At 50.3% G+C, this 16,889-nt stretch carries 14 protein-coding genes; 8 read left to right on the forward strand and 6 right to left on the reverse strand.

Annotated elements, in window-relative coordinates; genetic code table 11:
• Window positions 1-324: 324 nt before the first annotated feature.
• From B2118_RS07025 to B2118_RS07045, 5 genes are all read right to left on the reverse strand, one after another.
• Window positions 325-978, reverse strand: coding sequence for a hypothetical protein (locus B2118_RS07025; protein WP_428054532.1), 654 nt, complete (start codon window positions 976-978; stop codon window positions 325-327).
• A gap of 91 nt (window positions 979-1,069) precedes the next feature.
• Window positions 1,070-2,572: a methionine--tRNA ligase gene (gene metG, locus B2118_RS07030; RefSeq protein WP_428054534.1), complete on the reverse strand. Its 1,503-nt coding sequence runs from the start codon at window positions 2,570-2,572 to the stop codon at window positions 1,070-1,072.
• A 12-nt stretch (window positions 2,573-2,584) separates the two neighbouring features.
• Window positions 2,585-3,589: an ATP-binding protein gene (locus B2118_RS07035; protein ID WP_428054536.1), complete on the reverse strand. Its 1,005-nt coding sequence runs from the start codon at window positions 3,587-3,589 to the stop codon at window positions 2,585-2,587.
• A complete protein-coding gene (gene tmk, locus B2118_RS07040) occupies window positions 3,589-4,206 on the reverse strand; it encodes a dTMP kinase (RefSeq protein ID WP_428054538.1) in 618 nt (205 codons plus the stop codon). Before tmk ends, B2118_RS07035 begins: the two co-directional genes overlap by 1 nt.
• Entirely contained in the window at window positions 4,206-4,805 is a 600-nt protein-coding gene (locus B2118_RS07045; protein ID WP_428054540.1) for a KdsC family phosphatase, read from the reverse strand. The genes tmk and B2118_RS07045 overlap by 1 nt, the downstream gene beginning before the upstream one ends.
• Window positions 4,806-4,937: 132 nt before the next feature.
• On the opposite strand from B2118_RS07045, the gene B2118_RS07050 reads away from it, so the two are divergent.
• The 8 genes from B2118_RS07050 (at window position 4,938) to holA (ending at window position 16,120) form a co-directional block, all read left to right on the forward strand.
• The gene (locus B2118_RS07050; RefSeq protein ID WP_428054542.1) at window positions 4,938-7,460 is read left to right on the forward strand and encodes an ATP-dependent Clp protease ATP-binding subunit; all 2,523 of its coding nucleotides are present in this window, start codon (window positions 4,938-4,940) and stop codon (window positions 7,458-7,460) included.
• Window positions 7,461-7,479: 19 nt separating this feature from the next.
• On the forward strand, window positions 7,480-8,550 hold the full coding sequence (recA, locus tag B2118_RS07055; RefSeq protein WP_428054544.1) for a recombinase RecA: 1,071 nt from the start codon (window positions 7,480-7,482) through the stop codon (window positions 8,548-8,550).
• A 332-nt stretch (window positions 8,551-8,882) separates the two neighbouring features.
• Window positions 8,883-10,346 carry a hypothetical protein gene (locus B2118_RS07060; RefSeq protein ID WP_428054546.1) on the forward strand — a complete coding sequence of 488 codons (1,464 nt, stop codon included), beginning with the start codon at window positions 8,883-8,885 and terminating at the stop codon, window positions 10,344-10,346.
• Window positions 10,339-11,229: a site-specific tyrosine recombinase/integron integrase gene (gene xerA / locus B2118_RS07065; protein WP_428054548.1), complete on the forward strand. Its 891-nt coding sequence runs from the start codon at window positions 10,339-10,341 to the stop codon at window positions 11,227-11,229. The genes B2118_RS07060 and xerA overlap by 8 nt, the downstream gene beginning before the upstream one ends.
• A 2-nt stretch (window positions 11,230-11,231) precedes the next feature.
• Complete coding sequence (locus B2118_RS07070; RefSeq protein WP_428054550.1) at window positions 11,232-11,942, forward strand: 2,3-bisphosphoglycerate-dependent phosphoglycerate mutase; 711 nt, start codon at window positions 11,232-11,234, stop codon at window positions 11,940-11,942.
• A 58-nt stretch (window positions 11,943-12,000) separates the two neighbouring features.
• Window positions 12,001-14,514, forward strand: coding sequence for a leucine--tRNA ligase (gene leuS, locus B2118_RS07075; RefSeq protein WP_428054552.1), 2,514 nt, complete (start codon window positions 12,001-12,003; stop codon window positions 14,512-14,514).
• Window positions 14,515-14,525: 11 nt separating this feature from the next.
• Complete coding sequence (lptE, locus tag B2118_RS07080; protein WP_428054554.1) at window positions 14,526-15,107, forward strand: LPS assembly lipoprotein LptE; 582 nt, start codon at window positions 14,526-14,528, stop codon at window positions 15,105-15,107.
• A gap of 2 nt (window positions 15,108-15,109) precedes the next feature.
• Window positions 15,110-16,120 (forward strand): DNA polymerase III subunit delta, encoded by a 1,011-nt coding sequence (gene holA, locus B2118_RS07085; RefSeq protein WP_428054556.1) that lies wholly within the window; start codon window positions 15,110-15,112, stop codon window positions 16,118-16,120.
• A 55-nt stretch (window positions 16,121-16,175) separates the two neighbouring features.
• On the opposite strand, the gene B2118_RS07090 is transcribed toward holA, so the two are convergent.
• Window positions 16,176-16,841 (reverse strand): outer membrane beta-barrel protein, encoded by a 666-nt coding sequence (locus B2118_RS07090; protein WP_428054558.1) that lies wholly within the window; start codon window positions 16,839-16,841, stop codon window positions 16,176-16,178.
• Between the last annotated feature and the right edge of the window lie 48 nt (window positions 16,842-16,889).

Raw genomic sequence — 16,889 nt, forward strand, 5'->3', positions numbered from 1 at the left:
AACGAAACAACCCCTTTATAAAGCGCTGCGCGCCGCCCCCTGCGGGCGGCAGATTTTCCGCACTCGTTTGATTTATTGGGCAACACTCTTTTTGCAATGTAGCCAACCAACGAAACGCCAACAATAAACAACTACATTTTTGCCGTTATAAAAAATAAAAGTCATTCTGAACTTGTTTCAGAATCTACCGATTGTGTCGCTAGTTGTTGTCGTCATCCTGGAAAGCCGTTGTCCAGGATCTGTTGTTATTAAAATAAGGGAAAGTACAGATTATGAGCCCAGCGGACCGCACCCTAGCGGGCCGCCAAACACGACGGGAGGACATCAATAGGAACTATGCACAGTAGCCGCGGGAGTAGAAACCGGCTCTTGCAAGGCGGGTTTTTTCGGCGCGGAAACGGGAGTAGGGGCCGGCGCGCTTTTGACCACAGTTTGTTTGCAAAAGGAGAGCAACCGCTTTGGCGTTTGACGGCGGCGGTTTAAGGCCTTTTCACTGGCCCCGTGTTGAACCAAGAAATCATAAATAGCCTGGTTGCAATTTAACGCGGCCAAATGGAGCGGCGTGTTACGGTCGCTGGCGGGTGAAGTGCGGCTGCCACGCGGGGCATTGGCCAAATACTCAAACAAATCCGGCTCCACCTCGTCCATAAATGCAAAAAGCATACGCAGCATTGCTTCGTCGTTATTGATAGTGGCCAAGTGTACAGCGTTTCCCTCGGCGGTACGGACGTCCAAGCGGGAAAAACTATCCGCCAGCAACTGCGCCATTTTGACGTCTTTATTCTTTACCGCCGCCAAAAAGGCCGTCATTCCGCCGGGTTCTTCCACAAACACCAAGGTTTTATCCGCGCGAATCATTTCCTCCGCCTTATCCGTATCGCCCGAACGCACCACGGCAAAAAACGACGCGCCCGAAATGTCCGCCCGGGCAGCCGCCGCACACGTTAAAGCAAGCAAGAGGAGGAAGAATTTTCTCATAAGGTTAGTGTAATCTATTTTACCCCAATTAGCAAGTAATAAAAAAGCGGCACGCCCGTTAATAAGCGTGCCGCCCCAAAAACTGCTCTACTTATTTATCCAAACGCGGGAAAAGCGGAGCGTACTTTTCAATCTTGCCGGGCAGGAGTCTTCTCTGCATTTCCTTGGCAATCGTCGGCATAAAGGGCTCCAACCACACCGCCACTTTGCGCAAGCAGGCCACCAGTTCCAACAAAACGGCCTTAGCGGCTTCTACATCGTGCTTGGCAAGTTCCCACGGTTTTTTCTCGTCCACCAGTTTGTTTAATTCGCTGGCATAGCCGTAAATATTTTCAAGCACTTTATCAAAGGCCAACTCATCATACGCCTTATCAATGGCTTCGTCCACCTCGTCGGCGTGTGCGAGCAATTTGTAATCGCCTTCAATTTTTTCCGGCAATTCGCCAATGTTTTTGGCCGCCATATTAAGCGTGCGGGAAAGCAGGTTGCCAATGTTGTTGGCCAAATCGGAATTATAACGGTTTTTGAAACTCGTCATAGAAAAGTCCCCGTCCTGGCCAAAGGGAACCTCGCGGAATAAGAACGCGCGAAGCGGGTCCACGCCGTATTCGGCGGCCACTTTGGCGGGGTCCACAATGTTGCCCAAGGACTTGGACATCTTTTCCCCTTCCACCGTCCACCAGCCGTGGGCAAATACCTTTTTAGGAAGCGGCAACCCGAGCGCCATTAACACAGCGGGCCAAATAACCGTATGGAAGCGGAAGATTTCTTTGCCCACCATATGCAAATCAGCCGGCCACAAGTCTTCAAACTTATCCGCCTTGATTTGCTTTAATTGTGCTTCGTGCAAAGTTTTATCCTCACAAATGTGCGTGCCGTAACCCGCGGCGGAAATATAGTTAATAAGCGCGTCAAACCATACATAAATGGTATGTTTGGGGTTGCTTAACACCGGGATACCCCACGCCACTTTGGTACGGGTAACGGATAAATCCTGCAAGCCGCCCTTAACGAAGTTAATAATTTCGTTGGCGCGGTATTTGGGACTTAAAAAGTCCGGGTGTTCCTCGTAATATTTTAAGAGGGGTTTTTCGTAGCGGGAGAGTTTAAAGAAATAGGTTTCCTCGTGCACTTCGGTCAACGGTTTTTTGTGAACGGGGCAGAGGTTGCCTTCCAAAATTTCGCTTTCGTTGTAATATTGTTCACAAGACAAGCAGTATTTGCCCGAATAGGAGCCCAAGTAAATATCGCCGCTCTTTAACAATTTTTCAAAAATAGCCTGCACCACTTGCTCGTGTTTTTTGTCGGTGGTGCGGATAAAATCGTCATAGGAAATATTGAGCAATTTCCACAATTCTTTGTATTTGGCCGAAACTTGGTCCGTCCACTCTTTGGGCGTTACGCCAGCGGCGGCGGCAGATTTTTCAATATTGGCGCCGTGCTCGTCGGTACCCGTCAAAAACCGCACGTCAAAGCCTTTTAAGCGTTTGTAGCGGGCCAGCACATCCTGCGCAATCGTCGTGTAGGCGTGCCCGATATGCGGAACTGAGTTCACATAATAAATAGGGGTGGTGATATAGAATTTCTTAGTCATATTCTCTCCGTATTAAAAAATCTGCAAGTTTAAACCGTCCAAACTCATTAGAGCGGTTTCCAACACCAGCGCGGGCGATACATTCCGCCCGATACTGCGTTTATAATTTTCAAATCGTTTTAGCATTGCCTGATAAGCATATTGCTTGTTTTCGTCTGGCTCGTTTATCCAGGCTTGGTGCAAGGCCATTATCAGCACGTCCAAAATAGCCTGCGCTTCCTGCCTGGCCGTTACCAACGTGCGGGAAAGCCCCGCCGCCACGCCGCTGGGTCCCTGCGGGATGCCAAAGCCGCCAGCCTGCAATAAATCCAATGCTTCCGCGGCCTTTAACGCACCGGAGACCGAGCCCGCGCTGTACTTGGCGCATAAATCCACATTGGACACATCGGCCTGCGTTTTGGTTAAAATATCTTTGACGTTTTCCAAGGATAACGGGGCAAACGATAAGGGCTGGCAGCGCGACAAAATCGTCCTCAACATAGCCGCGCGCTTATTGGTAATTAAAATCCACACTGTTTTAGCGGGCGGTTCTTCAATAAATTTTAAAAGTGCATTGGCCGCCGCGCCCTGCATTGTTTGGGCTTGGTCAATAATCAGCACCTTCCACCCGTTCCCTACGGCCTTTTGTTGGGATTTAGCGGTAACGTCGCGGATGGTATCTACGCTGATGTGCTGCTGTTTGGTAATTTCCTTTTCCAACTCCTCGGCGTAGCCCTTACTGGTGAAATCTTTTTTTACTTCTAATCTTGCCTGATAGGTAAAATCTACAAACGTTACATCCGGGTTTGTGCCTTTATCAATAGCCTCGCAGTTGGCGCACACGCCACAGGCATCACCGTTTTGGCGGGCGGTTTCGTCCAAACAATTAAGCGCCTTGGCAAATTCCAGCGCGGCCAAGCGTTTGCCCACCCCGTCCGGACCAAAAAACAAAAGTGCCCCCGGAACCTTTTGGCTCCGGACCAGTTGCTTTAAGTACGAGGAGGCTTTTTCCTGCCCCAAAATATCGGCAAACGGCATTAGTCTATAATATGGCGCTCCAACAGCAGTTGGCGCACTTGGTTTTGAATTTCGTCTATATGTTTATCTGCATCTACCAAATAGGCGTTGGGCGTGGTTTTAACCATTTCCAAATACCCTTGGCGCATTTTTTGGCGGAAGGCGATGTCTTCCTGTTCCAAACGGTCCGAAAATAAATATTCGCCGCGTTCGGTAAAATACTTATCCGACATTAAAAATACGAGCGTCAAATCGGGCTGTAAATTAAGCGAAGCCACCTTATTTAAAGCATCAATTACCTTTAAATCAATGCCCCGGCCATAGCCCTGATAGGCGCAGGTGGACATTGTATAACGCTCGCAAATGACGGTTTTCCCCGCTTCCAGCGCGGGCAAAATTTTTTCCTGCGTGTGCTGGGCACGGGAGGCTTCATACAGCATTAATTCCGCCATTGGGCGGATATCCAGCCCCGGTTCCAGCACAATCTGCCGGATACGCTCCGCCGTGGGTGTGCCGCCCGGCTCGCGCGTTAAAATCACCTCGTGCCCGCACTCCACCAGCCGGTTATAGAGCAACTTGGCTTGGGTGGATTTGCCGCAACGGTCCGGCCCCTCTAAAACAATAAACTTGCCTTTCATTACGCAATGCCTTCCTGCGACGTAACGATTTCCAACTGAGATTTTTTGTTTACCTTCCAGGCGGAATTATTCACTTGGTCCAAAATCGGGGCCAATTTGCCTTGGGCGTTTAAAATAAAATCAATAATCTCGCGGTAGGCGCCGTCCCCACCGTTGTGCTTGGTAACGTAATGCGCGCAATTTTTAACTACGTCTAACGCGTTGGGCACGGTAGCCGCAAAGCCCACAGCCTTTAAAAGCGGCATATCGGTAATGTCATCGCCAATATACGCCACTTGTTCGGGCGTAAGGCCTTCCTTCTTTAAAATATCGTTCAGCGGCCCCATTTTGGTCAAAAACCCTTGGTACATATATTTGTAGCCCAAGTTGCGGGCGCGGTCCACCGTGGTCGGGTGGCGGCGGCCCGTAATAATGCCGCACACAATATCCGTACTGTTGCAGAGCATTACAGCCAAGCCGTCCTGCGTATTAAAGGATTTAAATTCGTCTATTTTGCCGTCGTCCCGTACGAAAAAGTTTACTTTTCCGTCCGTTAAAATACCATCTACGTCGGTTAAAATGGCCCGGATTTTGCGGGCACGTTCTATTGCTTGTTCCATATATAAGGTATTATACAAAATATCCCCGTGCTCTACGGTCTGCCCCCTTTTTGGCTGGCACGGGCAATCCCCGCGGACGGGCACGTTATTTTATATAATGGTAGTAATCGTTTGAAAGGGGTTTATAATAAGATGGCTAAAAGATTTACCGAAAATGCGCAAAAAATTATCCTCATCGCGCAAGAAGAGGCCAAACGCCTCAACCACGACTATGTGGGCACCGAACATATTTTGCTGGGGCTTTCCGCCTTGGAAGGCACTGTATCCAATAAAATTTTATCCGGGCTGGGCGTAACGTTCCGCAAGGTCCGCCAAGAAATTGAAAAAATGGTGGGCATCGGTGATACGATTATGCTGCTGGGAGAAATTCCCTTTACGCCCCGTGCCAAAAAAGTGCTGGAACTATCCGTAGAGGAATCCCAAATGTTGGGTTCGGACCATATCGGCACCGAGCATATTTTGCTGGGCCTCATCCGCGAGGAAGAGGGGATGGCCGGCAAAATTTTGGCCAATTTGGGCCTTAATTTGGATTCCGTACGCGACACCGTGCTTAACTTTATTGGCGACGCAGAACCCGGCGACTTAAACGAGGACAACGCCGTTTTTTCTCAGGAAATCAATTTAAACACCCCTAAAAAAGAACGCGAAAGCGCCGTCAGCAAGAGCAAAACGCCCACGCTGGACGAATACACGCGCGACCTTACCAAACTGGCCGCCCAAAACAAACTGGACCCGGTTATCGGGCGCGAGGAAGAAATTGAACGCTTGGTACAAATCTTGGCCCGCCGCACCAAAAATAACCCGGTGCTTATCGGGGAACCCGGCGTAGGCAAGACCGCCATTGTAGAGGGACTTGCGCAAAAAATCGCCCAAGGCGAAATTTCGGATGTGCTTTCCAACAAGCGCATTTTGGCGTTGGATTTAGCCTCCGTGGTGGCGGGAACCAAATACCGCGGCGAATTTGAACAACGCTTAAAAAACATTATTGACGAACTGGCCGCCGCCAAAGACGCAATTATTTTTATTGACGAACTGCACACCATTATCGGCGCGGGCGCGGCGGAAGGTTCTATTGACGCGGCCAACATTTTAAAGCCGGCCTTGGCCCGCGGGGAAGTGCAGTGCATCGGCGCCACCACCTTTGACGAATACCGCAAATCCATTGAAACCGACGCCGCCTTGGAACGCCGCTTCCAACCCGTGGTAGCCGACCCGCCGGACGTGGAAGATACCATTAACATTTTAAAGGGCGTCCGCTCCAAATACGAAGCGCACCACAAGGTGCATTATACGGACGGGGCCATACGTGCCGCGGCCTCTATTGCGGACCGCTACATTACCGACCGCGCTATGCCGGATAAAGCCATTGACCTGTTTGACGAAGCCGGGGCCCGCGCACGCTTGAAAAACGCCGCGCTCCCGCCCGAAATCAAACAAAAACAACTGGAATACAACCAGGCCGTGCAGGAAAAAGACGAAGCAATGGCGAATAAAGAATTTGAAAAAGCCGCCGCGGCCAAGGATACCGAAGCCCGCTTAAAGGGTTATATTGACCATTTAAAACAAAAATGGCACGAGGAGCACGACAAGCAAGTCCCGCAAGTAACCGAAGAGGACATCGCGCTTGTCGCTTCCAAATGGACGGGCATCCCGGTTACACGCCTGACGCAAAGCGAAACCGATAAGATTTTGCATATGGAGGAACACCTCCACGAGCGCATTATTGGGCAGAACGATGCCGTAAAGGCCGTTTCGCAGGCAATTCGCCGCAACCGCACTGGGCTTGGAAACCCGCACCGTCCGATTGGCGGATTTTTATTCCTAGGTCCCACGGGCGTAGGCAAAACGGAATTGGCCAAGAGTTTGGCCACCTTCCTGTTTGGCGACGAGGACGCTATGATCCGGTTGGATATGTCCGAATATATGGAAAAGTTTGCCGTTTCGCGCCTGATTGGTGCGCCGCCCGGCTATGTAGGATATGAAGAAGGCGGACAACTTACCGAAGCCGTCCGCCGCCGACCGTATAGCGTGGTGGTATTGGACGAACTGGAAAAAGCCCACCCGGATATTTACAATATTTTATTGCAAGTGCTGGACGAAGGGGCTTTGAGCGACAATTTGGGCCATAAAGTCAGTTTTAAAAACTGCGTGATTATTATGACGTCCAACGTCGGCGCGCGTGAAATTACCAATAAAGGCAACACCTTAGGCTTTGCCGCGCACCACACCGAGGAACAAGAGTACCAAGATATGCGCAAGAACGTAATGGAAGAGGTCAAAAAGACCTTCAACCCGGAATTTATCAACCGTATTGATGAAATTGTGGTCTTCCACTCTCTCACCAAAGAGAACATCGGCGCAATTTTGGATTTAGCCTTGGAAGAAGTGGACGACAAACTGGCCGACAGAAACCTGTCCTTGGAACTGACGAAAGAGGCCAAGAATTTCTTGGTGGAAAAGGGTTTTGACGTAAAATACGGGGCGCGCCCTTTACTTCGCACGTTACAGCGCGAACTGGAAGACCCGCTGGCGGAAAATATCCTTATCAGCCGCTACCCGGACCACACCAAAATTATTGTAGATTTTGATACATCCGCCGGAAAGTTGACCTTTCACGGCGCGGCGGTGGAACAAAAAGACGCCGTAACCATTTAAACCTACTTGGAGGAGTTGTATGGACGCAAACAAACAAAAAGCGCTTGATTTGGCCCTGGGCCAGATTGAAAAAGCGTTTGGCAAAGAAGCGATTTGCAAACTGGGCGGAGGCGGCGTAAAGAACGTGGAAGCAATCCCCACGGGCGCGCTGTCCTTGGATTTGGCCTTGGGCGTGGGCGGGCTCCCGCGCGGGCGCGTGATTGAAATTTACGGGCCGGAAGCCGGCGGCAAGACGACGTTATCCTTGCACGTGGCGGCCCAAACGCAAAAAATGGGCGGCACCGTAGCCTTTATTGATGCGGAACACGCCCTAGATCCTGTTTATGCCGCCAATTTGGGCGTAAATGTGGATGAATTATTGGTTTCCCAGCCCGATTCCGGCGAACAGGCACTTGAAATTGCCGAAAAACTCGTGCGCTCGGGTGCGATTGATTTAATCGTGGTGGACTCCGTGGCCGCCCTTGTGCCGAAAGCCGAAATTGAAGGCGAAATGGGCGACGCCCACGTGGGTTTGCAGGCCAGACTGATGAGCCAGGCCCTGCGCAAACTGACGAGCCTGCTCAACAAAACCAAAACGAGCATTATTTTTATTAACCAGTTGCGCCAAAAAATCGGCGTAATGTTCGGCAACCCGGAAACCACCCCCGGCGGACTTGCGCTTAAATTTTACGCGTCCGTCCGCATTGATGTACGCCGCATTGAAAACCTGAAAAAGGGCGATGAAGTTATCGGCACCCGCGTGCGCGCCAAAGTAACTAAAAACAAAGTGGCGCCGCCGTACCGTCAAGCCGAATTTACGATGATTCTCGGCCACGGTATTTCGCGCGAAGCCTGCATTATTGATAAAGGCGTAGAGGCCGGATTTATTGAAAAAAGCGGCAGTTGGTTTATCTATGGGGATGAAAAACTGGGCCAAGGCGCCGAAAACGCCCGCCAGTATTTAAAGGATAACCCCGAACTGGCCGCCGAGATTGAAGATAAATTGTATGTAAAATATCTCGGGCACCACTACAACGGCAAAAAAGCCGACGCGGCGGAACAAGCCCAAGCCGAACCCGCCAAAGAACCGAAAAAGGTTACAAAAAAATAATCTGTATATCACAAGGCCCCGCTTTCCGCGGGGCCTGATTCGTTATAAATTATCTTTGTCATTCCCGAGTGTCGTAGTCGGGAATCTGTTGTTAGTTGTTGTCGCCCTCTTACAAAACGACAGATCCCCGACAAAAACCTTCGGGGATGACCCTGCGCGCCGCACCGTGCAGGTCGCCACTAGGTCGCACCCTTTTGATTAATAGAGCCACACTATTTTTGCAATGTTGCAAACAAACAAGGCCATTATAAAAATGGGGGCATTCTGAACCGTCGGTCCGCACGCTTTGCCCCTTTCCGTAAACGGAATTTTCTATAATATGGATAACCTGTATGAAGAAACTTTATTCCATTATCACGGCCGTTTCGCTCGCGGTATCCGGCGTGCTGGGTGTTTATATGTTCTGCCAACGCTTCGCGCTCCTGCATTTGGGCCTGCTGTATGACGAACTCTACTCTATGGCTACGGCTTTCCCGGGATTTTCGTGGGCGTACATTTGGCGGGAAATGCTGTTAAAAGACGTCAATCTGCCACTTTATAACTTTATCCTTTACGGCTGGAACCACCTTTTCCCGCTAACGCCCTTTTATATGCGGCTGTTAAGCGCGCTTGTCTCGGCCGCTACGGTTCCTTTGGTTTGGTTTTTGGCACCCAGACGGTGGAGCCCTATCCAACGCTTTATTTTCACCGCGCTAATGGCAGGCTCGTTTGCCTTGGTGCAATTTGCAGGCGTAATCCGCGCCTATTCGTTTGCGGTGCTGGCGGTATCGGCGTTTACCTTGCAGGCACTTTCACTTTTGGACTTATTGTCCACCCGCAAAAAACCGTCCACAAAACGTTGGGCGGCGTTTTTCTTTACTGGGCTGTTTGCCGCGTACCTGCATTACTTTTCGTCCGCGCTCTTTTTTATCACGGCACTACTTATATTCTTCTATGCTTGCTATTTTAAAACAGGACGCAAAACTGTTTTTTGGGGAACCGCCGCCGTTTTTGCGTGCTGGCTGCCGTGGGTGTATCATACGGTAACGCTAATGTCCGCCCCCGGCTCCTCGTGGTGGTACGCTACTCCTCCCTTACAAGCCAGTTTTGAAATTGCTCAATTTCTCTTTGGCTCGGACCGGCTCTTGGGCGGGCTTGTTATTTTAACCGTTTTGGCGGGCACATCTATCTTATTTGCCTACAAAAAAACGCTCTTACTCCGCACCGATTTTATTTTGCCCTTGGGCCAAAACCTTATTTTATTAGGTGTGGTAGCAGCAGTTTCGCACAAATACAACCTGTGGCTAGACCGTTACTTTTTGGCCGCAATGCCGTCCTTTTTATTGTTGCTGGCTTATGCCCTGTTCCATTTGCAAGCGCGGCACAAAATATTAATTGTCCTATTGCCGCTTTTGCTGATGGGTTGGATAGGCGAGCATTGGGAATTTGTGCATAACGCCAAGCAAGAGCCCACCGGGCTTAAAAACGCGCTCACGCATTTAACCCAGGTGGAAAAACGCCATACTCTTTTGGTAGATACGGCAAAAACGGGCTATCCGACCGCCGCTTTGCAAGTAATGTACACCTTTTATGCGCCTAAAAATTACGCGCTGGAATTAATTCCGCTTACTGTACAAAACCGCGAACTTGCGTTCACGGGCGAAAAACTGCCCGTGTTAATCCCGGTTTGTTCGGTTCAGCACCTTATTTTTACGGAAACCACCTACGGGCTGGAAGAAGCCCGAGAGCCGCTTATTTTTGCGCCGGATATTTGCATTTTATCCGCCAAACCGGGACGGATTATTGAAAATGACTAACCAAACCTTACTGGAAGATTTTAAAAACCATTTAACCTTTGAACGCCAACTATCGCCCAACACCACCGCATCCTACGGTAGCGATGCGGAACACTTTTTGGAATATTGCGAGGCCAACGAAAAGGACCCCTTAACCATTACGCCCGAATTTTTGGACCAATACAACTACCAGTTGCGCGTCATTGAAAAACTGGCCGCTACGAGCATTTTCCGCAAAATGGAAGCCGTTAAATGCTTTTACAAATTTCTGCTGATTGAGGAAAAAATAAAGGACGACCCGACCCGCTTTTTAAAATCGCCCAAACTGGCGCAAAAAATTCCCACCCAACTCACGCGCGAGGAAATGGACCGACTTCTTTCCTACCCGGCCGAAAAATTTGACGAAATCCGCACCGTAACCATTATTGAACTTTTGTACGCGGCGGGCCTGCGCGTAAGCGAACTTATCAACCTGCGGCTGGAAAACGTAAACTTGGTGGAAAAGTGGGTTTTAGCCTTAGGCAAGGGCGGCAAGCAACGCTTTGTACCGATACACGACCGTGCGGTGGAACGCATTAAGCAATACCTGGCTGAGCGCGAGGCTCACTTTGCGGCAAAAGAGGTGGACTCTGAACTGTTTTTAAACAAAAACGGCAAAAAAATAAGCCGTGTGTCCGTATGGAAGGACCTCGCCGCCTTAGGGCGCAAGGCCAATATCTCCCAGCCGCTCCACCCGCACCTCTTCCGCCATACCTTTGCTTCGCACCTGTTACAGGGCGGGGCCGATTTAAGGAGTTTGCAGGAAATGCTAGGCCACGCCAATTTGACTACAACCCAGATCTACACGCATTTGGACGTAAGCGACTTAAAGGCCAAGCACAAAAAATATCACCCGCACGGCTGACTATGAAGAAACTCATTTTACTGCGCCACGGGCAAAGCACCTATAATTTAGCCCACCGCTTTACAGGTTGGGCCGATGCTCCGCTGACCACGCAAGGGCACGCCCAAGCCGCACAAGCAGGGGAATTATTAAAAGAAGCCGGCTTGTTTCCACAGGCTACCTATTCCTCCTGTTTACTTCGCGCACGGCAAACTGCACAGGCTGTTTTGGCCGGGATGCCCTATAAAATCCCCTTACAAACCGATTGGCGGCTAAACGAGCGCCACTATGGCGATTTACAAGATAAAACCCGCCAAGAGGCCGCCCATAAATACGGGCTTACCGCGGTGCTTTCTTGGCGGCAGATGTTCTTTTGTGCCCCACCGCCCGCCGCGGACAATGTGGCCGCTTACAAACTGCTTCCGCCCGGCGTTACACCGCCCAACGGGGAATCCTTACAGCAAGCCCAACAGCGGGCCCTTGGCTTTTTTACCCAAGTGGTTTTTCCGGCCTTTGCACGCTATGACGTCCAATTAGTAGCCGCACACGAGGATTTATTGCGCGCCCTTGCCGTCTATTTCAAAAACTTGCCACCCAAAGCCGTAGAAAAACTGGTTGTTCCACCCGCCACCCCGTGGGTAATGGAGTTAGATAAAACCTATCACGCAACCCAAGATTACTTTTTGGGCGACCCGCAAAAAATCGCCGCCTTTTTAAAGCGCCGCCCCGAATAAGCGTTTCTCCCGCAAAAAGAGTGCCTTTCCCCTGAAAAATTGTTAAAATAAAGGTATTATGAGTATTGATAACTTTCCGCAAATTGATAAAAAGCAACAAGAACGCTGGGAAAAAGCAAACCTCTTTGCCAGCCCCAAAATGCCGAAAGGCAAAAAGTTTTATTGTCTGGATATGTTCCCTTATCCGTCGGGCGCGGGCCTGCACGTCGGCCACCCGGAAGGATACACCGCTTCCGACATCCTTGTTCGCTACAAACTAATGAACGGCTACGACGTACTGCACCCGATGGGGTGGGACGCTTTCGGCCTGCCCGCGGAAAACTATGCTATTTCCACGGGGATTCATCCGCGGATTACCACTCATAAAAATATTCAAAATTTTAAACGCCAAATTAAATCCATCGGCCTCGCATACGACTGGAACCGGGAAATTGACACCACGGACCCCAAGTATTATAAATGGACGCAATGGATTTTCCTGCAACTCTTTAAAAAGGGCTTGGCCTACGAATCCACCGTACCGATAAACTGGTGTCCCTCGTGCAAAACGGGGCTCGCCAACGAAGAAGTCTTTAACGGCAAGTGCGAACGCTGCGGCCACGAAATTGAACGCAAGGCCCTGCGCCAATGGATTTTGCGCATTACCGATTACGCCGAAAAACTGCTGGAAGGCTTGGACGAATTGGACTGGCCGGAAAGCACGCTTGCGATGCAGCGCAACTGGATTGGCAAATCCAACGGGGCCGAAGTAACCTTTAAGGTGGACGGCGCGGACGAGACTTTAACCGTCTTTACTACCCGCCCGGACACGCTCTTCGGCGCCACCTATATGGTGGTTTCGCCCGAACACCCGATTCTTAAAAAAATCGTAACGCCCGCACAACAAGCCGCCGTGGCCGCCTATCAGGCCGAAGCCGCCAAAAAGAGCGACTTGGAACGCGGCGACTTAAACAAAATTAAAACGGGCGTATTTACGGGGGCGTATGCCATTAACCCGGTAAACGGCAAAAAAATCCCGGTGTGGACGTCCGACTATGTACTTATGGGTTACGGAACGGGGGCCATTATGGCCGTGCCCTCCCACGACGAGCGCGACTACGCGTTTGCCAAGAAATTCGGTCTTGAAATTATTGAAGTTATTAAAAGCGAACAAGGCGTAGAAAAAGAAGCCTTCACGGGCGACGGGGAACTCATTAACTCCGGCTTTTTAAACGGCCTGCGCGTAAAAGAATCCAAAGCCGCTATGATTAAGTGGCTCACCGAACGCGGTTTAGGCAAGGCCAAAACCACCTATAAACTGCGCGACTGGGTGTTTGCCCGCCAACGCTACTGGGGCGAACCGATTCCAATAGTGCATTGTCCTAAATGCGGGGTAGTGCCGTTGCCGGAAGACCAACTGCCGCTTACGCTGCCGGAAGTAGAGAAATTTGAACCCTCCGGCACCGGGGAATCCCCCTTGGCTACGGTGGACAGTTGGGTCAACACCACCTGCCCGCATTGCGGCGGCCCGGCCAAGCGCGAAACCAATACTATGCCCCAATGGGCAGGCTCCTGCTGGTACTACCTGCGCTATATGGACCCGCACAACGATAAAATTTTTGTGGACCCGGCCATTGAAAAAGCCTACGGCCCGGTGGATTGCTATATTGGCGGCGCGGAACACGCCGTACTCCACCTGCTTTATGCCCGCTTCTGGCACCGCGTACTCTACGATTTGGGCTACGTCAGCCACAAGGAACCGTTCCACAAGTTGCGCCACCAAGGGATGATTTTGGCCTTCTCGTACCGCGACAAAATGGGCAACTACCACGGCTATGACGAAATTGATTTTAAAGACGGCAAAGCCTATTTAAAAACCACCGGAGAGGAACTTTCCCCAATGGTGGAAAAGATGTCCAAATCCAAAAAGAACGTCGTCAACCCCGACGATATCCTTACGCAGTACGGCGCCGATGCGTTCCGTATGTACGAAATGTTTATGGGCCCGTTTGAGGCCAGCAAACCTTGGGATATGAAGGGGATTGAAGGCGTAACGCGCTTCTTAAAACGCGTTTGCGGTTGGGCGGACACGGTCAAAACCGTAACCGAAGCCGACCCGCGCAAGAGCGAAATTTTAAAAAATAAAACCATTGCCAAGGTGGGCGAAGATATTGAAAACTTCCGCTTTAACACGGCTATCTCCTCTTTAATGGTGTTGTTTAACGACATCAGCAAACTACCGCAAATCAGCCAGGATATGTTCCAAACATTCCTGAAACTGCTGCACCCGTTTGCCCCGCACCTGACTGAGGAAATCTGGCAACAAAAGGGCTACGAGGGCTTTGTAGTTAAATCGGCCTGGCCGAAACCCAACGAAGCCTTAATGCAGGACGATACCGCCGAAATCGGCGTGCAGGTAAACGGCAAGGTGCGCGACCGCGTGTCCGTACCCAGAAACGCCGAACGCGCAGAAATTGAAAAAATTGCGCTTGCCAGCCCCAAGGTTACCCGCAGTTTGGAGGGGTTGGAAATCAAAAAAATTATCGTCGTGCCCGGCCGTATGGTAAGCATTGTGGCCGCACCTAAAAAATAAAGGGAGTCTGTATGAAGAAATTTATCTGTGCCTTGTGTGCCGTAGCGGCGTTGGCCGCTTGTGCCAGCGAAGGGGCTGTGTATAAACCGCAGGCCCAAATTATGCCGCAGCATATCAAAAAAATTGCGGTACGGCCTATTTTAAACAAAACGGAAGTATTTGCGCTGGAAGATAAATTTTACAACGAACTTTACGACGAATTTTTGCGCAACGGTTCCTATCAAATCGTTTCCGAAAATTCCAACGCCGAGGGCGTGGTTGTTACCACCATTTCGCGCTATTTAAACGTGCCGATTCAGTACGACAGCCAATTAATCCCCACCGTTTACCGTATGGATATTTGGCTGGATGTGGTGTTTATGGATAAAACCACCAATGCCCCCGTATGGCGCGAGCCCGCCTTTTTGGGTACGCAAATTTACTCGGCGTCCACGCTTCCGGGCGGGATGACGGAAGTACAGGCGCGCGATGTGGTCTTTGAAAAACTATCCAAAGACATCGTCAAACGCACGGTGGACGGTTTTGGCTCGGTAATGAGCGAAAACAAAAAGAAAGTAATGAACAACCCGGAATATACCACCATTACGCACTAAAAATGCCTAAAATTACCGCCGAAAAATTATCCGCAGAACTTGCACAAAATATCATATCCCCCGTCTATTTACTGACGGGGGAAGATGTCTATCGCAAAAATTTAATTATTAAGAAAATCCGCGAAATTCTCCACCCGGACGATTTTAACGCTTTTCAAAGCGAAGCGGACAAAGCGGACCTCGGCGAGGTACTCGCCTTAGCCAATACGGCCCCGGTATTTTCCGATGCGCGCCTTATCGTGCTGACGGGCATAGAAAAACTGCGCAAGGAGCCCAAGGAAGCCCTCATCCGCTATTTGGATAACCCGCTCCCCACCACCACGCTTATTTTAACGCATAACGATTCTAAAAAGATGAAGACGGAAAAGGTGCTGGCGGAAATCTGCTCCGACGCCGGGCGCGTGGTTAGTTTTGAGGAACTCAAAAAAGACGATTTAAATACTTGGGTCCGCCAAAAAATGCAGGAAAAGGGCTTAAAGGCGGATTTTGATTCCGTGGATTTACTGTGCGAAAGCATTGGCGGAGAACTGGCGGCCCTGGATAACGAAATAGAAAAGTTGTACCTCTACACCCTAGATAGGGAAAATAAGACCATTACCAAGGACGATGTACTGGCCTGTGTCGGTTTTAGCAAAGAGGAAAACCCCTTTGAACTGTCTAACGCGATTACCGCCTGCAACAAAACCCGCGCCGTACAACTGGTGGATAAACTGGTGGACGACGGCGAGGAACCTGTGGGCATTTTGAGCAAAATGACGTTCCCTATTTTAAAAATGGCGCGCATTAAACGCTTATCCGAAGCCGGTATGGCCCCATCCGAAATTTTGCGCGCGGCAGGCCTAATGTACTGGGAAAACCGACTTGTCAGTTCGGCCCGGATGTTCCCCCCTTCCAAAAATTTTTTAAACGCGCTAAACCGCATTATTGACGCAGACAGCGCCTTTAAATCTTCTACGGCATCCGACCCTAAAATTGTTTTAAAGGGCATTTTGCTAACACTTTTTAACAAATAGCAAAAGGGGCGGCTTGTAAAAGCCGCCCCTTTTTATCGGTTCTACCCCCCGATACTTAAATCCGGTACAACACCCGAGCGGACGCAGTTACATACGCCGCGCGCGGATAAATGGTAACGTGGTGCCCCGCGTGCGGGCCCGAGGAAATCTGTTTAGAAGCGTGGAAGCGGTTTACGTTGTAGCGCACTTCCAAATCCACAGCCCAGCGGTCCGTTAAAGCGCGTTCTACCCCTAAACCGGCATGCCCCGCAAAGCCAGTATAGCGGAAATGTTCGTTCGTGGCAAAATCCACCGTCATATCGGTACGAGCCACACCGACGGCCAAGGGCAAATAAACCTTATACAAATTTTCCGTATCGGTCAAAAACACGCGCGAGGCCAACATATAATTGCGCTGGCGGGTGCTGGTGTTTATTTCCCAACCGCTGGAAAGGTCGGTATCAAAATTTTGGTCTTCCGCCAGTACGCCCAAGGCTACGCGCGGATGCACAAAGTACAAGGCGGAAATTTCGCCCCCAAGGCCCGGATGCCCCAGTTTGGCATCGTGCGAAATATTATCCGTTTGGTCATCTACATTTACCTCGCCCCAATCGGTCCCTAATTCAAGCGGAGAGGCCACAAACGCCGCTCCCAATAAAACATCACCCGTTTGATAGGCGCGGGCCTGCGCACTAAACGCAAAACCCAACAAGCATACGGCAACGGCTAAAAATTTTTTCATTTCTTCCTCTCTCTTCGTTATATTTACTTACCGGTAGGTAACTATAAA

The sequence above is a fragment of the Candidatus Avelusimicrobium stercoris genome, assembly GCF_002437085.1.
Taxonomy (GTDB): Bacteria; Elusimicrobiota; Elusimicrobia; order Elusimicrobiales; family Elusimicrobiaceae; genus Avelusimicrobium; species Avelusimicrobium stercoris.

Coding starts and splice junctions, on each gene's coding strand:
- B2118_RS07025 (WP_428054532.1), bottom strand. CDS start 978: ATGAGAAAATTCTTCCTCCTCTTGCTTGCTTTAACGTGTGCGGCGGCT.
- metG (WP_428054534.1), bottom strand. CDS start 2,572: ATGACTAAGAAATTCTATATCACCACCCCTATTTATTATGTGAACTCA.
- B2118_RS07035 (WP_428054536.1), bottom strand. CDS start 3,589: ATGCCGTTTGCCGATATTTTGGGGCAGGAAAAAGCCTCCTCGTACTTA.
- tmk (WP_428054538.1), bottom strand. CDS start 4,206: ATGAAAGGCAAGTTTATTGTTTTAGAGGGGCCGGACCGTTGCGGCAAA.
- B2118_RS07045 (WP_428054540.1), bottom strand. CDS start 4,805: ATGGAACAAGCAATAGAACGTGCCCGCAAAATCCGGGCCATTTTAACC.
- B2118_RS07050 (WP_428054542.1), top strand. CDS start 4,938: ATGGCTAAAAGATTTACCGAAAATGCGCAAAAAATTATCCTCATCGCG.
- recA (WP_428054544.1), top strand. CDS start 7,480: ATGGACGCAAACAAACAAAAAGCGCTTGATTTGGCCCTGGGCCAGATT.
- B2118_RS07060 (WP_428054546.1), top strand. CDS start 8,883: ATGAAGAAACTTTATTCCATTATCACGGCCGTTTCGCTCGCGGTATCC.
- xerA (WP_428054548.1), top strand. CDS start 10,339: ATGACTAACCAAACCTTACTGGAAGATTTTAAAAACCATTTAACCTTT.
- B2118_RS07070 (WP_428054550.1), top strand. CDS start 11,232: ATGAAGAAACTCATTTTACTGCGCCACGGGCAAAGCACCTATAATTTA.
- leuS (WP_428054552.1), top strand. CDS start 12,001: ATGAGTATTGATAACTTTCCGCAAATTGATAAAAAGCAACAAGAACGC.
- lptE (WP_428054554.1), top strand. CDS start 14,526: ATGAAGAAATTTATCTGTGCCTTGTGTGCCGTAGCGGCGTTGGCCGCT.
- holA (WP_428054556.1), top strand. CDS start 15,110: ATGCCTAAAATTACCGCCGAAAAATTATCCGCAGAACTTGCACAAAAT.
- B2118_RS07090 (WP_428054558.1), bottom strand. CDS start 16,841: ATGAAAAAATTTTTAGCCGTTGCCGTATGCTTGTTGGGTTTTGCGTTT.